The organism is Streptococcus sanguinis (genome assembly GCF_008329445.1).
Lineage (GTDB): Bacteria > Bacillota > Bacilli > Lactobacillales > Streptococcaceae > Streptococcus > Streptococcus sanguinis_O.
The window spans coordinates 1-19,387 of sequence record NZ_VIBR01000005.1; the positions used below are offsets into that span (position 1 = coordinate 1).

Here is a 19,387-nt window from a genome sequence, read left to right on the forward strand (position 1 = left end):
AAGGGCTTTGTCTTTCGCGACAACTATATTAGTATATCACCTATACCTACTACCTGTCAATACCTTTTTCCAATTTTTTTGTTTTTTTATTTAATAAAAAACTTGATGCTCGAACCTGTTCTAGTAAAACAGATATAGAGTCATCAAGTTTGATCATTATAAAATTGTATTATCTTGAAAATCTTTTAAGTGATTTTTCAAATCTTTGAGCATAGCTCTTCTTCCTTTAAAGCGCTCGTTGCTCATCAATCGCTGGTAGTTATCCAATCCAACATCATCAAGAGTTCTTTTATAATTGTCAATCGCTTCTCTGAAGGCAACTAACTCATCTAGAAACAGTTCTTTTGATTTTAGTCGATGACCAATCTCACTCACTTCTTCATAAGGCTGGCGATCCAATTTGCGCTTTTGGCTTTCTTGTTTACGAATTTTATCATGTATATGATTCCTGAATTTTGTTTTGAAATAACGATAGAGTTTTTCCTCATCATTTTCAATTCCTTTTTCTTTAAGCAGAAGTTCGTATAAAACTAACATCCCTTCTTGCTCCCAATCGCTATGTTCCCACAAGTGTATATAGTAATCTTTCTTACACTTCCAAACTATCCATTTCACCTTCTCATAAGTAGCTTTAAAATCCATAGTTCCTCCTTAAAATTTACTTGGCTTAATTCTACTGTAAATAGAAAGCAAGGTGGGCTTTTTCTTCTAAAAAGCATCGTTTAGGAACTCTTCTGACTTGAATAATTGCTTTTAAGTCATTTCAGGCACATATTTAGTCATTTGGGAGGATTGTGCGAAGCATGAAAGCAAGAAAAAAATCAAATGCTTACACATTTGATTTTTTAAACCTAGCTCCGCCAGTAGGACTCGAACCTACGACATCATGATTAACAGTCATGCGCTACTACCAACTGAGCTATGGCGGATTATATAGTCCGTACGGGATTCGAACCCGTGTTACCGCCGTGAAAAGGCGGTGTCTTAACCCCTTGACCAACGGACCATTTCTTGCCCTTCTGCAGAACATATTCCATTATATCAGCTTTTCTTCCTTTGTCAATAATTATTTCAGAAAAAGAGAAAAAAGTTGGAATTTCTCCAACTTCTTCTACTCAGAACTTTTTTCTTCCATTTTCGTTTTAATTTCATCATAAGAAAGTGCATGAGCTTCTTTGTCTAATTCAAGTTCAGACTCTTCTGGCATTTTGCCAGTTTCATACAATGATTTAATCTGATTGCTATCCAAAGTTTCATATTTAAGAAGCGCTTCAGCAATCAATTTATGAGTTTCGCGATGGGACTGGATAATCTCTGCAGCTTTGTTACGAGCTTCATTAAGAAGTTCTCTTACTTCTTCGTCAATCTCATATGCAGTCTGTTCTGAAATTGATTTTTGAGGACTGGCTGCACCAAACATAGCATGGTTTCCTTCGTATTGAACCGGACCAAGTTTTTCGCTCATTCCATATTCTGTTACCATACTGCGGGCCATCTGAGTTGCCTGTTCAAAGTCATTAGAAGCACCTGTTGTTTGAACATTAAAGATAATCTCTTCAGCCACACGACCACCCATAAGACCAGCTAATTGCTCTTTCATATCTTCTTTAGATAGAAGCATTTGGTCTTCCTTAGGCAGGGCAATCATATATCCGCCAGCGCGTCCACGAGGGACGATGGTTACTTTATGTACGACACGCGCATTTGATAATACCAAACCAACAATAGTATGTCCAGCTTCATGATAAGCAACCATTTGACGATCGCGTTCAGAAACCATCTTATCTTTCTTAGAAGGTCCTGCAATTACCCGGTCTTCCGCTTCATCAATATCATCTGCATCAATGACTTTCTTGTTACGACGAGCAGCAACCAAAGCAGCTTCATTCAAAACATTTTCCAAATCAGCACCCACAAAACCTGGTGTCTGCTGAGCAACTAGTTTCAAATCAACATTTTTAGCCAGCGGCTTATTCTTAGCATGAACACGGAGAATAGCTTCCCGACCTTTAACATCAGGACGGCCGACCAACACTTTTCTGTCAAAACGGCCAGCACGCAGCAAGGCTGGATCCAATACATCCGAACGGTTAGTAGCCGCAATGATAATGATTCCTTCATTGCCTTCAAAACCATCCATTTCAATCAAGAGCTGATTGAGGGTTTGCTCCCGCTCATCGTTACCACCGCCAAGGCCAACACCACGCTGACGACCAACTGCATCGATTTCATCGATGAAGATAATGGCAGGAGCTGCTTTTTTCGCATCTTCGAACAAAGAACGAACCCGGCTTGCTCCGACCCCAACAAACATTTCTACAAAGTCGGAACCTGAGATACTGAAGAAAGGAACACCTGCTTCTCCAGCAACTGCCTTAGCAAGCAAGGTTTTACCAGTTCCTGGAGGGCCTTCTAGAAGGACACCGGCAGGAATACGAGCACCTAACTTGGTGTAGCGTTTCCGATCTTTCAAAAACTCAACGACTTCTACAAGTTCTTGTTTCTCTTCCTCGGCACCAGCTACATCCGAGAAACGAACCTTTATATCTTCTTTGTTAGCAGCACGCGCCTTATTGCGACCAAAATTCATGGCACCGCGAGCACCACCGCCTCCACCTTGATTCATCATGGACATAAAGAAGAAGATGACAATCACAAAAGGAACGATGGAAGTGAGGATTGTAATCCACATTCCGCTTGAACTTTCGCGCTTTATGCTGATTTCAGTGTTATGCTCAGAGGCTAGTTTTTGTAAATCAGAAATTGTAATATCTGACGGTAAAATAATACTTGTGAATTTTTCTACTTTAGAAATGTTTGGAGTGAAAAATAAAATCCCTGTATCTTCTTTCGATTCCTGAGGTGTTTTGTAAGTACCTGAAATCTCAACGACGCTACCATTTGGCTGGTAGCTCATCTCTGTGACATTATTTTCCTTAATTTCCTTCACTAATTCTGTGTAATTGATTTGCTGACTGCGACCGCCAGTATCTCCTGAGAAGAAATACTGAAACCCTGTCACTAGGACAACAATAATCAGAATATAGAGAAATGGATTTTTTATAAAACCATTGTTTTGCTTATTTTTCATCTATTAATAGTAAACCTTTATTTTGTATAAACTTCTTCTTTCAAAATACCAATATATGGAATATTACGATAGTTCTCATTGTAATCTAATCCATATCCAACAACAAATTCATTTGGAATTGTGAAACATGTATAATCTGCATCAATCTCAACAACACGGCCTTCTGGCTTATCCAAAAGTGTAGCAATTTTTACTGATGCAGCATTTCTTTCCTTAAACAAATTGCACAGATTTTTCAAAGTCTGACCAGTATCAATAATATCCTCAACAAATAGGATATCACGTCCTGTGATGTCTTGATCAATGTCCTTAATAACATTAATGACACCTGAACTAGCAGTACCACCATGGTAGCTGGAGACCAACATAAAATCAAGCTCAATATGTGTGTCAATATGCTTGATTAGCTCAGCCATAAAAGGCACGGAACCTTTTAAAATTCCAACAAAAATTGGATTTTTACCTTGGTAGTCTTTGGTTAATTGCTGACCAAGCTTTTTTGCAGCATCCACGATTTCATCATGGGAAATCAATATTTTTTTGATATCTTGTTCTAGCATAATTTTACCCATCTATTTTCTGAATATAAAGTACAGTACTCATTATATCACTTTTTAATGCCTTACTCAAATCACTGATAGCAATATCTAAGATTGCTAAAATTTGATGATTTTGTTCCACTATTACAGATGAATTCCGTTCTTCAAAGGAAACTTTCTTATCAATAAAAAGACGACGAAGCTTCTTGTGATGACCATTCAACAAAATACTATCTCCCTCTTTTCGGAAGCGGAGTGTCAGCGAAGTTTCACGCGAAACAAAAATTTTCTGGATATTTTCACCACTCAAAGGAATCCCGAATGAAAATCGATAATGCCCAAACTCAATCAGGTTCTCAAATTCTAACAAAATTGAATCCATTTTTAAATCGGGCTTACGACTGATTTTTCTAATTTCAAAACGCTGGTAATCTTTAATAAGCTCATAGTCTTTTTTCAAAGTGTGCTGATAATTGGTCTTAGTCCGCAGGATGTTTAAAACCTCCTCAAACTGCTGCTTGCTCAGATTCAGACCAGGAAAGTTTTCGAGATAGTTCTGCAATAGAAAACGTTGAACCTGGGGGATTTGCTGATGAAAGACTTGGATATTTTCTATATCTAAATCTCTGGTCAAGTGAGACAAAGCGGTCTGCCAATCTTCAATTTCCTTGCCCAGATACCGCAAAGAATCCTTAAATTGTGGATTTTCTTTTTCTAGATCCGGCAGATAAAGATTGCGAATTCGATTTCTGAGATAGTCATTTTGAAAATTACTGCTATCTTCAAAATGCTGAATATCCGGAAAGTCTGACTTATGAAAAGTAAGCAAAGGACGAATCAGCTCCCCACAAGCAAAAGGCTGGACAGCTTTCATGCCGGACAGATGACGAAGTCTAGCTCCACGCAGCAGCCGCATAAAAACAGTCTCAGCTTGATCATCTGCGTGGTGGGCAGTTACCAGAGCTGTATAGTGCCCCTCCTGCATCACTTTCCTGAAAAAATCATAACGAAACTGCCGAGCAGCATTTTCTGAAAAATTACCAGAAAAACTTGATGTAAAAATCTTTACACCAAGCTGTTCCGCAATCTTTACCAATGCCTTTTCTTCTTGATCTGACTCTGGCCGCTGTTTGTGATTGACATGAGCAATCGCAAGCTCGATAGCCAGTTCTTTTTGAGAAACAATCAACAGCTGCAGCAGTGTCATAGAATCCAGTCCACCTGATACAGCAACTAAAACTTTTCGATGGTCTTGGAAATACTTTTTCTCCTGCATTTTTTTAAGAAATTCTTGCTTAATCATTTCAGGACTCCATAGACATCGTCTGCTATCTGGGAAATATTATCGTAGGTTGAATTATTAGTAAAAATGACAATGATAAAAGGAGAATCTGCATAGACAATCGCAGCATCGTGCTTAAAATCATAGGCGTCACCAATTTTATGAGCTACTTTAACATCAACATTTTTAGAAATCCGCTGATTATCATAATTTGTCTGAGACAAGGCATCGATAATCATGCCATTTTGCTCATAGATCGCTTCCAAAACATTTCCAGCCATACGTGAAGAAGCTTTTCTTTCTTCCACATCCCATTTCTTTCCAGCTATTTTGTTGATCGTCTGCTGAAAATTTTTATCAGATTGATTGGTCGCATAATAGCCTAAAATATTGTGGGCGACATTATCTGATTCTTTGGCCACTCTATTAATCAAATCCTGAACTGAATATTCCTTGTCATCAGCTGACTTAGCAATGCTGCCACTTCCTTCTGGTTCATAAGCACCTGTAAAATCATTGACTGCTCCAATATACTTGAACTTCTGATCTAACGAAAGTTTTTTCTGATCCAGCTGTTCCTGCACATAGTAGAGATAAGGCAGTTTGGTAACGCTGGCCGAATACATCTCTTGATCTTGATTGATACCTGCTTCTTTGCCTGTGTCCAGCTGTTTCACATAGATAGAGTAGTCCGCCTTGTTGTACTTACTGCTCAAAATTTCTTGAACTTTGTACATTCGATTATCAGTTTCATCCAGAAATTCCATAGAAACCCAGCCCTGTCCTTCAACCTGAGCATAAGTTCCTTTGACTGTCTGGACAATTTGGACAATGTTTACTTTTGTATATGGGGCTACTGTTGCATTGATTTTTTTAGCTCCGTTGATATTGGCTTTATCATAGAGAATGAAACCAGGTTTCAACCACATTTCTTGATGGATATCTTCGATTGACTGGACAGTATCTTCGTAAATTGTGTTTTTGTCCGCTATCACAAACTGCCCATTTTTCAGTTTGAAAATCGGGACTTCTTCTTCATTTACATAAAATCCTGTTATCTGGATTGGCTGGTCTGGAACTAGCTTTCCAGCAGTCTTACTCAGAGTAGAATCTGTAAATGTAGGAGTTTCTTCATAAACATTAGGATTTGTCGGGATGCTATCATAATAGCGTCCATACGTAGTGCTTGTAAAATGATATTTTTCTTCCTCGTCTAATACGAAATCTTTTTCGGTACTAATAACTGTGATACTGCTAAATAAAGCCGGCAGCAAAAATATCAGTAACAAAAACTTACGCATGTTTTCCCCTTTCCTCTTGATTTTCTTGAAGTTTCAAAGCTTGATTTTTTTCAGACAGTTCTTCTAGTTTTTCATCAGAAAATTCCAAGAACTGCTCAATTGTTTTTAATAAATCTTCCATAACTACTGTGGTAATAAATCTGGGATAGTATAAATGTACTCACCCTCTTTTGAAAAAGAGTATTTAGCGCGTGCATACTTAGCAGCATAACTGTCATCTTTTAACTTTGTTGCTATATCAGATTGATAGACCTTTTCTTCGCTGAGCGTCTGATATTTCTCCTTCAGTTTAGAATACTGTTCACGACGCTGCAGCAAGGTTTGATAGCTCTGGTACAAATTATAGGTAGGTAGAATAAATAATAGAATCACCAAAATCAGAACCCAGCCCATAAAACGGTTGCGTTTTCGCCGTTCCTGATCCACATATCTGCGGCGTTGATTTTCATCTTGAATAAAACGATTATTGAGTTGGACGATATTTTTAGGCATCTTCTTCTATCCTTGTTTCACTGACGATTTCGTACATTTTAGCTGCATCTTCTTTTTTGGTACTGTCTTTCATCTCCAAAACCTTTACAGTCAAGAGTTTATTTCCAAAGCGTACTTCAATCAAGTCATCCACTTTCAAATCTGTTGAGCTCTTGGCCAAGATACCGTTCACCTTTATCCGACCCTTGTCAGCTACTTCTTTAGCCACTGGACGTCGCTTGATAATCCGTGACACTTTCAAATATTTATCTAATCTCATCCTATTACCTCATTTTCTCTTAATTTATTATTCTACCATTTTTTGAGAAAAATAGAACTTAAAAAGCCAAACTTCACTGAATTGTAACCTTTATTCTGCCTTGCGCTGTTTAATTTCCAGCATCTTTTCTCCAAAATTAACCAGACCTTCTAAAATCTCATAATCTTTTTTGTTCCTCACATCAAAAATTACTTCAATCAAGCCATTTTTTTCGCCAATTCGAGCCTTTAAATTCGTCATCGAAAGTGCTTCAAAATAGTCCTGCGTCAGATAAAGTTGCTGCGAAATTTTCTCAAAATGAATAATTACTGCATTCTGCTGGCGTTCCACTGACTTTACAAAAGCCTGATCTAAATAAGACTTAGCAAGTCCAATCTCCAGTAAGTAAGCTACAACATCAGGATATTCTCCAAAGCGATCAATCAATTCATTCTGTAGATTTTCATAGTTTACACGACTGTCAATCTCACGAATTCTCTTGTAAATTTCAATTTTCTGTCTTTCATCAGAAATATAGTCACTAGGCAGATAGGCATCAATCTGCAGATTAATCTCTGCATTGCTCTTTTGACGCTTGTTTTCTCTACCCTGCTTTTTAGCAATGGCTTCTTCTAGAAGCTGTGAATACATTTCAAAACCAACAGAATCAATAAAGCCAGATTGCATACTTCCTAAAATATTGCCAGCCCCTCGAATAGACAAATCTCGCATGGCAATCTTAAATCCAGAACCTAACTCTGTAAATCCCTTAATAGCCTCTAGACGCTTTTCAGAAACTTCTGTTAGGATCTTATCTGGTCTGTACATCAGATAAGCGTAGGCAATCCGATTGCTGCGGCCAACCCGTCCACGAAGTTGATACAAGGTTGACAGCCCCATGTGGTCAGCATTTTCTACAAACAAAGTATTGGCATTGGGGATATCAACTCCAGTTTCAATAATGGTTGTAGTCACCAAAATATCGTATTCTCCATTGATGAAGTCCAGTAAAGTATTTTCTAAACGAATCTCACTCATTTGGCCATGAACATAGCCTATAGAAGCTTCTGGGATTAACTCTCTTAACTCTGAAACTTTCTGTTCAATTGTGTCAACCTTGTTGTAAAGATAGTAAACCTGTCCACCTCGGTCTATTTCACGTAAGACAGCTTCTCGAATCACTGTAGGATTGCTTTCTAAAACATAAGTCTGAACAGGATAACGATTGGTAGGTGGGGTCTCAATGACTGACAAATCGCGAATCCCCAGCATAGACATATGAAGAGTTCGAGGAATAGGAGTTGCTGTCAAAGTTAAGACATCAACTTTCTTTTTCAATTCTTTTAATGTTTCCTTGTGCTTAACTCCAAAACGCTGCTCCTCATCAATGATGATTAAACCTAAATCCGCAAATTCTACATCTTTGGATAAGAGTCGGTGGGTTCCAATGATAATGTCAACTTGTCCCCTCTGCAGCTTATCCAAAGTCTGTTTTTGTTCTGCCTTACTCCTGAAACGGCTGAGTACCTCAACATTGACCGCAAAATCATTAAAGCGTTCTTTAAAGTTAGTATAGTGCTGCTGAGCTAAAACCGTTGTTGGCACTAATACAGCTACTTGTTTATGATCATTGACAGCCTTAAAAGCAGCCCGCATAGCTACTTCTGTTTTCCCAAAGCCTACATCACCAACTAAGAGGCGGTCCATCGGACGACTGCTTTCCATATCCTTCTTCACTTCCTGAATACTTCTTAGCTGGTCCTCTGTTTCAACATAGGGAAAATCATTGTCAAATTCCTCTTGATTAGAATCATCCGCTGAGAAAGCAAAACCTTTTAGCTGGCTGCGTTCAGCATATAGTTTAATCAAATCATCCGCAATATCCTGAACCTGATGCTGAACTTTTTGCTTACTCTTCTGGAAACGACCGTCATTAAGCTTATTTACATTAGGTGTTTTTCCATCGCTGGCAACATACTTTGATAGGAGATCAATCTGGTCAACTGGAATCGAAATACGATCAGAATTTTGATATTGAATCGTCAGATAATCACGGTGGACACCAGAGATTTCAATCGTTTCTATTCCCAGATAACGTCCTATCCCATGAATATTATGGACAACATAGTCCCCTTTTTCTAACTCATTATAATCTTTCAGTCGTTCAGCATTTGAGATATTCTGACGCCGGATTTTTCGTTTTATTTTCTTGTGAATAATTTCGTACTCTGTAATAAGAACAATTTTCTCATCTACGAAATTAAAGCCTTGAACAATATTTCCTTCTATAAGCTGAACTGCATTTTTGTGAATCTCAGCCTCTTTTATATAGTCTAAATGAATACCATATTCCTGTAAATTTTTATGTAAACTTTGTAAACCTGACGAAGAATTTGCTTGTAAGATTGTTGTATAGCCAGATTTTTTATAACGATTAATTTCTTCCTTGAGCAAGGGAAACTGACTGAAAAATTCTTGCATTGGGTACTGATTGAATTGATACAAAGCATCAAATTTCAGATTTCCCAAACCTTTTTGAAAGCTTGAAAAGAAGGTTGCTGGTTTATATTGACGATAATCTTGGTACTTATCTGCAAAATATTTTTGGCTTGACAAAGCTTTACACTTTTGTAAATCATCTGTCAATAAGCCAGCTGTTTCCAATTCAAATTGAGCATGCCGATCCACAATTTTTTGAAAATCATCAAAAAATACAGGACTATGAACAGGCAAATAGTCTAAAATAGTCCATTCTTTCTGATAAAAATAAGAAAGGAATTTACGAATATCTGCATGATGGAACTCCTCTTTGGCACTTATTAGTAGCTCTTCTAAGTAAGATTTCAAAGCAGGATCAACAGCTTTTTCTAAAATAGCTTCCAGATTTTCCCGTCCTCGAGCATAATCTTTCTCAGAAAGCAGGATATCAGAAGCAGGTTTAATCAAAATACTTTCTATGTTATCAATTGAAGTTTGATTTTCTGGATTGAAAATCCGAATACCATCAATTTCATCGCCAAAAAACTCCAGGCGATAAGGTGCCTCTGCTGAGCGCTCAAAAATGTCTAAGATGTCTCCTCTTAGACTATATTCTCCCTGACTTAAAACTTGAGACACCTTCTTGTATCCTGATCTTGACAACATCTTTACAAGATTATTTAGGTCATATTCTTGTCCAACTATCAAATTTATATTGGTATTTTTAAAATCAATAGAATCAGGCAAGAGTAATTTGCTGGCTGCGACATTAGTAACTAGAATTCCAGACTTTTGATGGTCTATTAAAAAGTTTAGAGCATCTAATCTAGAAAATATTTTTTCCTGTGAAGCAAAAACAAATTCTGCTATAGGAGTATCATCTGCTAAGAAAGTATATACCCTGTCTTCTCCCAACAAAGAAATCAAATCACTAGCCAAACGATCTGCTTCATTTTGACTAGAAGTCAGCACAAGGATTTTCTCTGCTTCTTCTAATCCAGCAGCTATAGTAATCGCTTTTGTTGATGCAGACAATCCCATTATCAACTGTCTGCTGCTTTTGTGGAGATTTTTCTTCCAATCTGAAATTTGCTGGTTTTGACAAAATAAGTCAATCAGGTTCATTTTATTATCCATTGTATTTCTGCATTGTTTGTTCAAAATTGCCTGACTGTAAATAATAATTCACAGCGTTGTCAACCTTATCAAGAGTATTCAGAATCGTTATATAATCATCTTTATCGAATTTTCCTAGAACATGGTGAACCACTGTCACGCCTTCTTTTGGACGGCCAATACCTATCTTTATCCGTTTAAACTCTTGACTTCCAATGTGTTTGATAATAGATTTAATACCATTATGGCCACCAGCTGAACCCTTGCTGCGCAAACGAATCTTACCAACTTCCATATCCAAATCATCATAGATGACCAATAAATCCTCTATATCTAAACCATAGTATACCAGTAAAGCTTGAACAGCCTTTCCGCTCTCATTCATAAATGTAGTTGGTTTTACAAAATAGACTTTTTCACCATTTAGAAAAGTAGAAGCAATATCTGCTTGAAAGATTTTATCAGCTGTAAACTTTAAATCAAGATCTTTACAAATCTTGTCAACTAGCATAAAACCAACATTATGCTTGGTTTCGATATATTTTTCTCCTGGATTTCCCAGACCGACTATTAACTTTACCATTTTTCTCCTTTATAAAAGCCAAAAGGGCTGGAAAAAATTTTCCAACCTAGAATTTTTAAACTTTACAAATACTTTACACATTAAATCTAAATTCCATAATATCGCCATCTTGAACGATATATTCTTTTCCTTCTTCGCGCAAACGTCCAGCTTCTTTAACTGCTTTTTCGCTACCATAGTGCACTAGGTCATCATAAGACATAGTGACTGCTCGAATAAAGCCTTTTTCAAAGTCTGAGTGAATAATGCCAGCTGCTTGCGGAGCTTTCATTCCACGCTTAAAGGTCCAAGCACGCACTTCCTTTTCACCAGCTGTAAAGTAGGTTCCAAGTCCCAACAGATGATAAGCTGCTCTGGTCAGTTTATCCACACCTGATTCTGTCAAGCCGATAGCTTCCAGAAATTCTGACTTATCCTCATCGTCCAATTCAGAAATTTCTTCCTCTGCACGCGCTGAAATGACAACAACTTCAGCATTTTCTGTAGCTGCAAATTCACGAATCTGTTTCACATAGTCAATATTATCTGGATCAGCTACCTCATCCTCACTGACATTAGCCACATAGAGAACTGGCTTAGTCGTTAAGAGAAAGAGCCCTTTGACGATTTTTTGCTCTTCTTCCGTGAATTCAATTGTGCGAGCTGACAGACCATCTTCTAGGACAGGCTTAATTTTCTGTAAAACATTAAATTCTGCCACTGAATCCTTATCTTTTTGAGTACGAGCCATCTTCTCTACACGCGCATAACGTTTGTTAATACTTTCTAGGTCTGCTAAAATCAATTCTAGATTAATGGTCTCAATATCAGCCATTGGATCTACAAATTCAGACTCACGGCCTTGTTCCCGCATGACATTTTCATCATCAAAGGCACGTACTACGTGGACGATAGCATCTACTTCGCGGATATTGGCTAAGAATTTATTCCCTAGTCCTTCTCCTTTTGAAGCACCTTTCACAATTCCAGCAATATCAGTAAATTCGAAGGTTGTTGGGACTTTCTTCTGTGGTTTGATGAGTTCTGTTAATTTATCTAAACGAGCATCCGGAACTTCTACCCGCCCGACATTTGGATCAATTGTCGCAAAAGGGTAATTAGCTGCTTCTGCACCTGCTTTTGTAATTGCATTAAATAAAGTTGACTTACCGACATTGGGTAAACCAACGATTCCTGCTGTCAAAGCCATTTTTATCTTCTCCATTCATCTTTTCAATCCAAACCATTATACCATAATTCCTTATCCTAAACAGCGGATTTAAGTTATTTTTTCTAGCTTTCTTTACAAAAATGTAAAATAAATTGAAGAAAAAAATGGTATAATATAGTTAATATTCTTATTAAAGGAGTCCCTAATGAAAAAGAATACTTTCAAAACACTTTTTCTTTCCTTCCTTGCGGTTTCCGCTTTGTTTGTTTTAGCTGCCTGCAGCAGTCCTAAAAAAGCTTATTTCCAGCTGATTGACCAAAATACTAAACAAGATAGCCGCATCACTGTTGAATATAAAGGTGATGAGCTTCTTATAAACGAAACAAACAACACTTTCTACTATAAACCAGTTGGCTTGACAAAAGACACTGCTAAAGAGCAGACAGAAGCCTATGCTAAATCTATTGAGGGTATCAAAGGATTAACTCATAAAATCGAGTACAAAGATGATTATTTAACTGAAAAACTGACAATCGATTTCAGCAAAGCTGATATTGAAGAACTACAAAGTAAACAGCTTCTTCAAACATCTGGTAATCAAAAAGCAGATTATATCAGCTATAAAGAAACTGCTAAATTACTCGAAAAAGCAGGTTATAAAGAAGTCAAAGACGGTAAATTTGAAAATCTTAAATAAAAAGCAAAAGGGATAGGACTTTTTTAGTCCTATCCCTTTTTGATTGAAAAATAAGAAAAAAATCTAAATCTGATCTTCAGCAATGCAACTTAGTTTTCCACAATAGCATTTATGATGATTTTTAGTTCAATCAATTATTTTCTTCATTTTTCTTTCAAAATCGTGACGACTCATCATCACAAGATGTTCACAATTAGTACAACGGATTTTGATATCTGCACCAACCCTTGTGATTTCCCAGCGATTCGCCTTTTTCCCAGTCGCTTTAATGGTGCAGGCATGGGGCTTTTTCATCTCTATAAAATGACCAATTTCATACATTTTCTTTCTCCTTTCAAGGAACTAGCATAGTCCAGGAAGAAAACTTAAGCATCTATCATACTTTGTAAATGAAAAGAGCTTAGAACCAAGAATTAAAAATCTTTAACTTGGCCCACTGCTTTTCATCTTAATTAGTTCTAACAGGTGTAATCAGTTGAATAAAGTTTTCTGTGTCTTCACTCGGTACCAAGGTGAAAGGACGAACGGATGAGATAAAACTAATCGTTACTTTTTCACTGTCAATAGCCTTCAAAGCATCAATCAAATAAGTTGGATTAAAGCTAATGGTCAAATCTTCGCCAGTTACACTTTCTGTATCAATTTCTTCGTTAACACGGCCGACTTCTGGTGAATTTACATGGGCACTGACAACACCGCCTGCAATCTCCAGTTTAACTGTTCCATTCTGTGTGGCATTAGACAAGAGACGAGCGCGTTCCATAGCTGCACGTAAATCAGAAGTATTGAAAGTAAGGACACTTGTAAATTCAGTCGGAATCAAACGATCTGTATCTGGATAATTTCCTTCCAAGAGGCGGGTGTAGAAGCTGGTATTTTCGCTTCTGAAAAGAATTTGATTGTTAGCAAAGAAAACCTCTACCGTTTCAATTTCATCGGTAAAAACAGCCGTAAATTCCCGTAAAGAGCGACTTGGAATGACTACGTCAAAATTATCTCCGTTTTTTTCCAGAGTAATTTTCTTTTGACTCATTCTGTGGGAGTCTGTCGCAACTGTTTTCAAAGAACGGTTATCTGTCAAAACAAAGTGAACACCAGTCAAAATTGGACGGCTTTCCTGAACACTGGCTGCAAAAGCTGTTTCGTTAATGACATCTTTGAGAATTTTTGTTTCAAGAACCAAGGGATTGCTGGCAGAAATTTCCTGGATTCGTGGATACTGATCAGCGTCTTTTCCTTTCAGGGTAATCTCTGATTTGCCGCTAGTCAAGACGATTTGTTTTTGTTCAATTTCTTTAAAATCCAAAATAATATCTGGCAGGCTAGAAACAACATTAATAAAGAAAGTCGCTTCTAATAAAATTGAGCCTGTTGAGTTGACAAGCAAGCCTGCATTTTCATTTTGAGTAGAAATAAAGTTTTCAATTGACACTTGACCATTTGAACCGATTAAGGTGATTCCTTCTTTGGTAACATCGATTTTCACAGTAGAAAGAATAGGAATTGCATTTTTATGACTGATAGCCCTTTTAGTGGTATTTAAAGCTTGTAAGAAGAGATTTTTATTAATAGAAAAATGAATCATGGGATCTCCTTTTTATTTATTTATGATTATAAGATTAATAGTAATAGTAGTTTGTGTGAATTATGTGGAAAAATAGCTTCGTCCTTATTCTAACAAGTTTTGAGACTTGTTCACAAAGTGTGGATAAGTTTTGAAAAAATTCTGTAGTTTTCCACACGCTATTTTATTTTATTCTTGATGCTTTCAATTTCTAAACGCAAATTGTCGTCTGATTCAATCATGGTTTTGATTTTTCCATGTGCATGGATAACAGTCGTATGATCTTTCCCGCCAAATTCACGACCAATTTTAGGCAGACTGTTGTCAGTCAGCTCACGAGTCAGATACATAGCTACCTGCCTAGCTAAAACGATATTTTGTACTCGGCGGCTACCTTTCATCTCTTTGACACTAACACCATAGAATTTCCCAACTTCAGACTGAATCTTATCAATCGGGATAACTGTTACCTGGCTTGAATCCTGCTTGCGTGCTCGAATAGCCTCTGCTGCGATATCAATAGTGATTTCTTTTAGATGTCGAACTCTAGCGATGAGACTGATATCATTCAAAGCACCTTCTAAGTCGCGGACATTGGAGTCGAATTGTCCTGCAAGATATTCCAAGGTATCATTCGGGAAAATATAATCCAAATCTTCTATTTTATTTCGCAGAATTGCAATTCGTGTTTCAAAATCTGGCGGTGTAATATTCTGAGTTAAGCCCCATTTAAAACGTGTCACTAAGCGTTCTTCCAAATTGTCCAGATGATCAGGACTCCGGTCGCTGGTTAAAACAATCTGTTTATTTTCACCATGAAGAGCATTGAAAGTGTTGAAAAATTCTTCCTGAGTTGAAACCTTTTTTCCGCCCAAAGATTGAATATCATCAATTAGCAGAAGATCCAGACTACGATAGATTTTTTTAAAGCTATCCATCTCTCCCAATCTTAAATGTTCGAGGAAGTCGTTAATAAAGGTTTCAGCCGGTATATACTTGACACGCGCATCTGGAATATTTTCTAAAATCTGATTGCCAATAGCATTTAACAAATGAGTTTTGCCCAGGCCAGGTCCTCCGTAGATAAAAAGAGGATTATAGGTTGTGGCTAGATTCTCAGATACCGCTAAGGCAGCAGCTTTAGCCCAGATATTTCCGTCTCCCTGAACAAAATTATCAAAGGTATATTTTGACTTTAAGCCAGTATCAATAGGTGGCAAGCTTGGCTGAACAGTGCTGATTTGAGGACTGGTTACTGCAGATTTCGGAGTTTCAGTGTTAGTTTCTTCTTCAAAAATATATTTTCCAGCAATCTGATCATTAAAAATCTCAAATCCTGCAGTAAGAATAACCCCTACTAAGTTTTGCTCCCAAAATAGTTGTTTCACCGGACTATCCAAGAAAATAACAGCTTGCTTTTTTTCAACTTTGACAAGCTTGGCTTCAGCAACAAAGAAATCATAAGTTGTCTGTTTTAGCTGAGCATGAGCCAATTCTAAAATACGATTCCAAAAGTCCTGTTCTTTGGTCATAACTTCCCTCCTTTTCTATAATTTTCTGATTCATACGCATCTTATTTTATCATAAAGGTTCAAAGTTTTCCACAAGAACTGGAAAAGAATTCACATTGTTAGGTAAAGTTATCCACAGAATGTGAATAAAGCTAAAATTTCTTATTTTAATAGGCTTCCTAATTGATTTAACAGTGGATAATTTTGTTATTTTAAAAAAAGAAAATAACAGTTTTATTTAAAACTGTTTATAATTCTTTGATATTCTTCTTCGCTTTCAAAAGGAATAATCAGCTTTCCTTTACTCTGGCTTTTTAACTGAATAGAAACTTCCAGACCGAGAATTTTTTTAATTTTTTCCTCTTCAGATTTAGCAAACAGTTCTTTATTAGGTTTCTTTTTGAGACTCTTTTTTTGCTGGAGAAGCTTTTCAACTGCTCGAACCGATAAATCTTCTCGACAGATCTTGTTCAGCCATAGTAACTGTTCTTCTTCTTTTAAGGGGACCAGCAGGCGAGCATGTCCTTGAGATATCTCTTCTTTCTTGATAGCTTGGCGAACTTCTTTAGCCAGCTGTAAAAGTCTGACAATATTGCTGATATAGGGTCTAGATTTTCCCATGATTTTAGCAATTTCATCATGTGTCAAGCCTTTGTCAATCAAATTTTGATAAGACTCAGCCTCTTCTATAGGATTCAAGTCTTCTCTTTGAAGATTTTCGATAATAGCCTGTTTCAGCATTTCATCATCAGATAATTCTTTGACGACAGCTGGGATTGTTTCTAGGCCAAGAAAAGAGGCAGCTCTAAATCTCCGTTCTCCTGCTAAAATTTCATAACCAAAAAGTGAAGATTTCCGAAGAATGATTGGCTGAATGAGACCATTTTCTTTGATTGATGCCGCTAATTCTTCAATCTTTTTTTGTGAGAACTCTTTACGAGGCTGATAAGGGTTGGTTCGAATATCTTTAAGTGAAATATATTGAAAGTTTTCCATTTGTATATAGAATAACACACCTTTACGATTGTGTAAAGGTGTGTTGACAATCTTGTAAATAGGTTAATTTGAGCTTAACTCTTTTGTTGATTTAGTGAGTTTGATTTTGACTGTTTGAGATTTACCATCTCGATAATAAGTAATCTCTACCTCATCTCCAATGCTATGTTTGTAGAGAGCAGACTGAAGGTCACTAGTGGATTCCACATCTGTGTTATCTACTTTTGTAATGACATCATTTTTTTGAAGTTTGCCATCAGCAGGCATCCCTTGCTGAACAGAGCGAACAAGAATACCTGATTTCACTGAAGAAGGAAGATTTAATTTAGAAAAATCAGAAGTTGTCAGATTAGATAAATCCATCATTTGAATCCCTAAAGCAGGACGTGTGACTGTTCCATTTTTCTCAAGTTGATTGATAATATTTACGACATCATTAGATGGAATGGCAAATCCCATCCCTTCAACAGAGGTTTGGCCATTTGTTGAAATTTTACTTGAAGTAATCCCAATAACTTGTCCTTGGATGTTAATCAATGGGCCGCCAGAGTTACCAGGATTGATTGCAGCATCTGTTTGCAGTGCAGTTGTTGAAATATTTTCACCATTTTCAGATTGTAACGTAACGTTTCTGCCTAGGCTAGAAATGATTCCTTGTGTTACAGAGTTAGCATATTCTGTTCCAAGAGGACTTCCGATAGCGATAGCTGTCTCACCAACTGTCAGAGAACCAGAATCTCCAAATTCAGCGACATCAGTTACTTTTTCAGAGCTAATTTTAACGACAGAGATATCTGAATAAACATCTGATCCAACTACTTCACCTGGAACCTTGTTTCCATCAGCTAGCAAGATATCTACATTAGTTGATCCGTTCAGAACGTGGGTGTTGGTTACCAGATAGGCTGATTTTCCATCTTTTTTATAAATTACGCCAGAACCTTCACTGGAGATTTGTGATTCATCGTTGGAAGATTCATCATTAATAACGCTACTAGAAGATTCAGCATAAGTAATTACTGAAACAACCGCATTTTGAACCTTTTTCACAGCTTCTGAAATGTCTGTAGAGTTTTTATATGAAGTAGCTACACTAGTTGTTGAATTTCCATTCATTTTTACACGTGAAGTTACTAATGTAGTAACATAATTCCCTAAACTTCCGCCGATAAAACCTACAATTAACACTGCAAAAAGCAATAAAGCCTTTTTGATGGCATTTGAAGAGTTTTTCATGTTTTCCTCCTTGAATTACAATTGATGAAATTATAGTTAGCTAAACTTAATTATAACTTAAATCCTCTAAGTTTTCCACACCTTGTGGAAAACTTAGAAAAACTGTTGATAGGCATTAGAAAATACACAGATTAACCGATTCCCAGATAAATTTTACTTGTTAATAAAGTGTGAAGTATAGATGAATATGATAGAATAAACTTATGAAAATAAAACTTGTAACAGTTGGAAAACTGAAAGAAAAATATTTAAAGGATGGAATTGCTGAATACATGAAGCGTCTCAATCGATTCTGCAAGGTGGAAATGATTGAGCTAGCGGATGAAAAAACACCTGATAAAGCTAGTGATTTAGAAAATCAGCAGATTCTTGAAAAAGAAGGAAATAAAATTCTGGCTAAAATCAATGAGCGTGAATTCGTTATTGCTTTGGCAATTGAAGGAAAACAATTTCCGTCAGAAAAGTTTAGTCAGCTCATGATGGATACTACAGTGCATGGCTTTTCTGATATCACTTTTGTTATTGGGGGAAGTTTAGGTTTATATCCTGCAGTAAAAAAACGGGCAAATCTTCTAATGAGTTTTGGCAAATTAACGCTGCCTCATCAACTGATGCGCCTTGTTTTAATAGAGCAAATCTATCGAGCTTTTATGATTCAGCAGGGGAGTCCTTATCATAAGTAATCTTGACGGCAACCCTATTTTCTGATAGAATGAGATGGTATTGGTCTCATAGCTCAGCTGGATAGAGCATTCGCCTTCTAAGCGAACGGTCGCAGGTTCGAATCCTGCTGAGATCAGAAAGGCAAAAAATGCGAAATATTTTACAATATTTCGTGTTTTTTTCTTCTATTTTTTTGGTATAATGTCATTTTGGGGATAAAAAATGACATTTCAGGGAAAATTGTCACTAACTCTTTCTATTTTTCTATAATGATAAATGTAAGGTGACTTACAAGATAAAAAGATAGGAGATAGTTATGAAAATCTATTCTTTTCAAATTGCTTTAAATAGCAATTCACTTGTTCAAACCTTTTGGGATATAAGAGGTATTCCAAATCCATGGGATTGGATTTTTGGAAGATAAGAATTTTAAAGTTTAGGGGGAGAAAT

The 19,387-nt window shown here is 36.8% G+C and carries 19 protein-coding genes and 3 tRNA genes; 4 read left to right on the plus strand and 18 right to left on the minus strand.

Annotated features, from left to right (window positions below):
* Nucleotides 1-156: 156 nt before the first annotated feature.
* The 13 genes from FKX92_RS10385 to ychF form a co-directional block, all read right to left on the minus strand.
* The gene (locus tag FKX92_RS10385; RefSeq protein ID WP_060976337.1) at nt 157-642 is read right to left on the minus strand and encodes a sigma-70 RNA polymerase sigma factor region 4 domain-containing protein; all 486 of its coding nucleotides are present in this window, start codon (nt 640-642) and stop codon (nt 157-159) included.
* 213 nt (nt 643-855) lie between these two features.
* Nucleotides 856-929 (minus strand) — tRNA-Asn (locus tag FKX92_RS10390).
* Between the two features lie 5 nt (nt 930-934).
* Nucleotides 935-1,006 (minus strand) — tRNA-Glu (locus tag FKX92_RS10395).
* A 105-nt stretch (nt 1,007-1,111) separates the two neighbouring features.
* Entirely contained in the window at nt 1,112-3,091 is a 1,980-nt protein-coding gene (ftsH, locus tag FKX92_RS10400) for an ATP-dependent zinc metalloprotease FtsH (RefSeq protein WP_002894312.1), read from the minus strand.
* A 17-nt stretch (nt 3,092-3,108) separates the two neighbouring features.
* The gene (gene hpt, locus FKX92_RS10405) at nt 3,109-3,651 is read right to left on the minus strand and encodes a hypoxanthine phosphoribosyltransferase (RefSeq protein WP_032908267.1); all 543 of its coding nucleotides are present in this window, start codon (nt 3,649-3,651) and stop codon (nt 3,109-3,111) included.
* A gap of 4 nt (nt 3,652-3,655) precedes the next feature.
* The gene (gene tilS / locus FKX92_RS10410) at nt 3,656-4,933 is read right to left on the minus strand and encodes a tRNA lysidine(34) synthetase TilS (RefSeq protein ID WP_149566270.1); all 1,278 of its coding nucleotides are present in this window, start codon (nt 4,931-4,933) and stop codon (nt 3,656-3,658) included.
* Complete coding sequence (locus FKX92_RS10415; protein WP_149566271.1) at nt 4,930-6,213, minus strand: serine hydrolase; 1,284 nt, start codon at nt 6,211-6,213, stop codon at nt 4,930-4,932. Before FKX92_RS10415 ends, tilS begins: the two co-directional genes overlap by 4 nt.
* A complete protein-coding gene (locus FKX92_RS12185; protein WP_002922810.1) occupies nt 6,206-6,334 on the minus strand; it encodes an SP_0009 family protein in 129 nt (42 codons plus the stop codon). Before FKX92_RS12185 ends, FKX92_RS10415 begins: the two co-directional genes overlap by 8 nt.
* Before the next feature lie 2 nt (nt 6,335-6,336).
* Nucleotides 6,337-6,705, minus strand: coding sequence for a septum formation initiator family protein (locus FKX92_RS10425; RefSeq protein WP_002894303.1), 369 nt, complete (start codon nt 6,703-6,705; stop codon nt 6,337-6,339).
* A complete protein-coding gene (locus FKX92_RS10430) occupies nt 6,698-6,964 on the minus strand; it encodes an RNA-binding S4 domain-containing protein (protein WP_002931706.1) in 267 nt (88 codons plus the stop codon). The genes FKX92_RS10425 and FKX92_RS10430 overlap by 8 nt, the downstream gene beginning before the upstream one ends.
* 90 nt (nt 6,965-7,054) lie before the next feature.
* Nucleotides 7,055-10,558, minus strand: a complete 3,504-nt coding sequence (mfd, locus tag FKX92_RS10435; protein ID WP_149566272.1) for a transcription-repair coupling factor — start codon at nt 10,556-10,558, stop codon at nt 7,055-7,057.
* On the minus strand, nt 10,551-11,120 hold the full coding sequence (pth, locus tag FKX92_RS10440) for an aminoacyl-tRNA hydrolase (protein ID WP_149566273.1): 570 nt from the start codon (nt 11,118-11,120) through the stop codon (nt 10,551-10,553). Before pth ends, mfd begins: the two co-directional genes overlap by 8 nt.
* A gap of 73 nt (nt 11,121-11,193) precedes the next feature.
* Nucleotides 11,194-12,309, minus strand: a complete 1,116-nt coding sequence (gene ychF / locus FKX92_RS10445; protein WP_032907115.1) for a redox-regulated ATPase YchF — start codon at nt 12,307-12,309, stop codon at nt 11,194-11,196.
* Between the two features lie 166 nt (nt 12,310-12,475).
* Between ychF and FKX92_RS10450 the strand changes: the two genes are divergently transcribed.
* Nucleotides 12,476-12,967, plus strand: a complete 492-nt coding sequence (locus tag FKX92_RS10450; protein WP_149566274.1) for a DUF1307 domain-containing protein — start codon at nt 12,476-12,478, stop codon at nt 12,965-12,967.
* Between the two features lie 126 nt (nt 12,968-13,093).
* Here the strand turns inward: FKX92_RS10450 and FKX92_RS10455 are convergent, their stop codons facing one another.
* The 5 genes from FKX92_RS10455 to FKX92_RS10475 form a co-directional block, all read right to left on the minus strand.
* Nucleotides 13,094-13,288, minus strand: a complete 195-nt coding sequence (locus FKX92_RS10455; RefSeq protein ID WP_002931702.1) for a DUF951 domain-containing protein — start codon at nt 13,286-13,288, stop codon at nt 13,094-13,096.
* A 127-nt stretch (nt 13,289-13,415) separates the two neighbouring features.
* Nucleotides 13,416-14,552: a DNA polymerase III subunit beta gene (gene dnaN / locus FKX92_RS10460; protein ID WP_149566275.1), complete on the minus strand. Its 1,137-nt coding sequence runs from the start codon at nt 14,550-14,552 to the stop codon at nt 13,416-13,418.
* A 158-nt stretch (nt 14,553-14,710) separates the two neighbouring features.
* On the minus strand, nt 14,711-16,063 hold the full coding sequence (dnaA, locus tag FKX92_RS10465) for a chromosomal replication initiator protein DnaA (protein ID WP_149566276.1): 1,353 nt from the start codon (nt 16,061-16,063) through the stop codon (nt 14,711-14,713).
* A gap of 213 nt (nt 16,064-16,276) precedes the next feature.
* Nucleotides 16,277-17,038: a ParB/RepB/Spo0J family partition protein gene (locus tag FKX92_RS10470; protein WP_187759427.1), complete on the minus strand. Its 762-nt coding sequence runs from the start codon at nt 17,036-17,038 to the stop codon at nt 16,277-16,279.
* Between the two features lie 63 nt (nt 17,039-17,101).
* Nucleotides 17,102-18,274: a S1C family serine protease gene (locus FKX92_RS10475; RefSeq protein WP_002899524.1), complete on the minus strand. Its 1,173-nt coding sequence runs from the start codon at nt 18,272-18,274 to the stop codon at nt 17,102-17,104.
* A gap of 203 nt (nt 18,275-18,477) precedes the next feature.
* Between FKX92_RS10475 and rlmH the strand changes: the two genes are divergently transcribed.
* From rlmH to FKX92_RS10490, 3 genes are all read left to right on the plus strand, one after another.
* The gene (gene rlmH, locus FKX92_RS10480) at nt 18,478-18,957 is read left to right on the plus strand and encodes a 23S rRNA (pseudouridine(1915)-N(3))-methyltransferase RlmH (protein WP_149566278.1); all 480 of its coding nucleotides are present in this window, start codon (nt 18,478-18,480) and stop codon (nt 18,955-18,957) included.
* 42 nt (nt 18,958-18,999) lie between these two features.
* Nucleotides 19,000-19,073 (plus strand) — tRNA-Arg (locus FKX92_RS10485).
* A 180-nt stretch (nt 19,074-19,253) separates the two neighbouring features.
* Complete coding sequence (locus FKX92_RS10490; protein ID WP_149566279.1) at nt 19,254-19,361, plus strand: competence protein; 108 nt, start codon at nt 19,254-19,256, stop codon at nt 19,359-19,361.
* Nucleotides 19,362-19,387 lie beyond the last annotated feature (26 nt).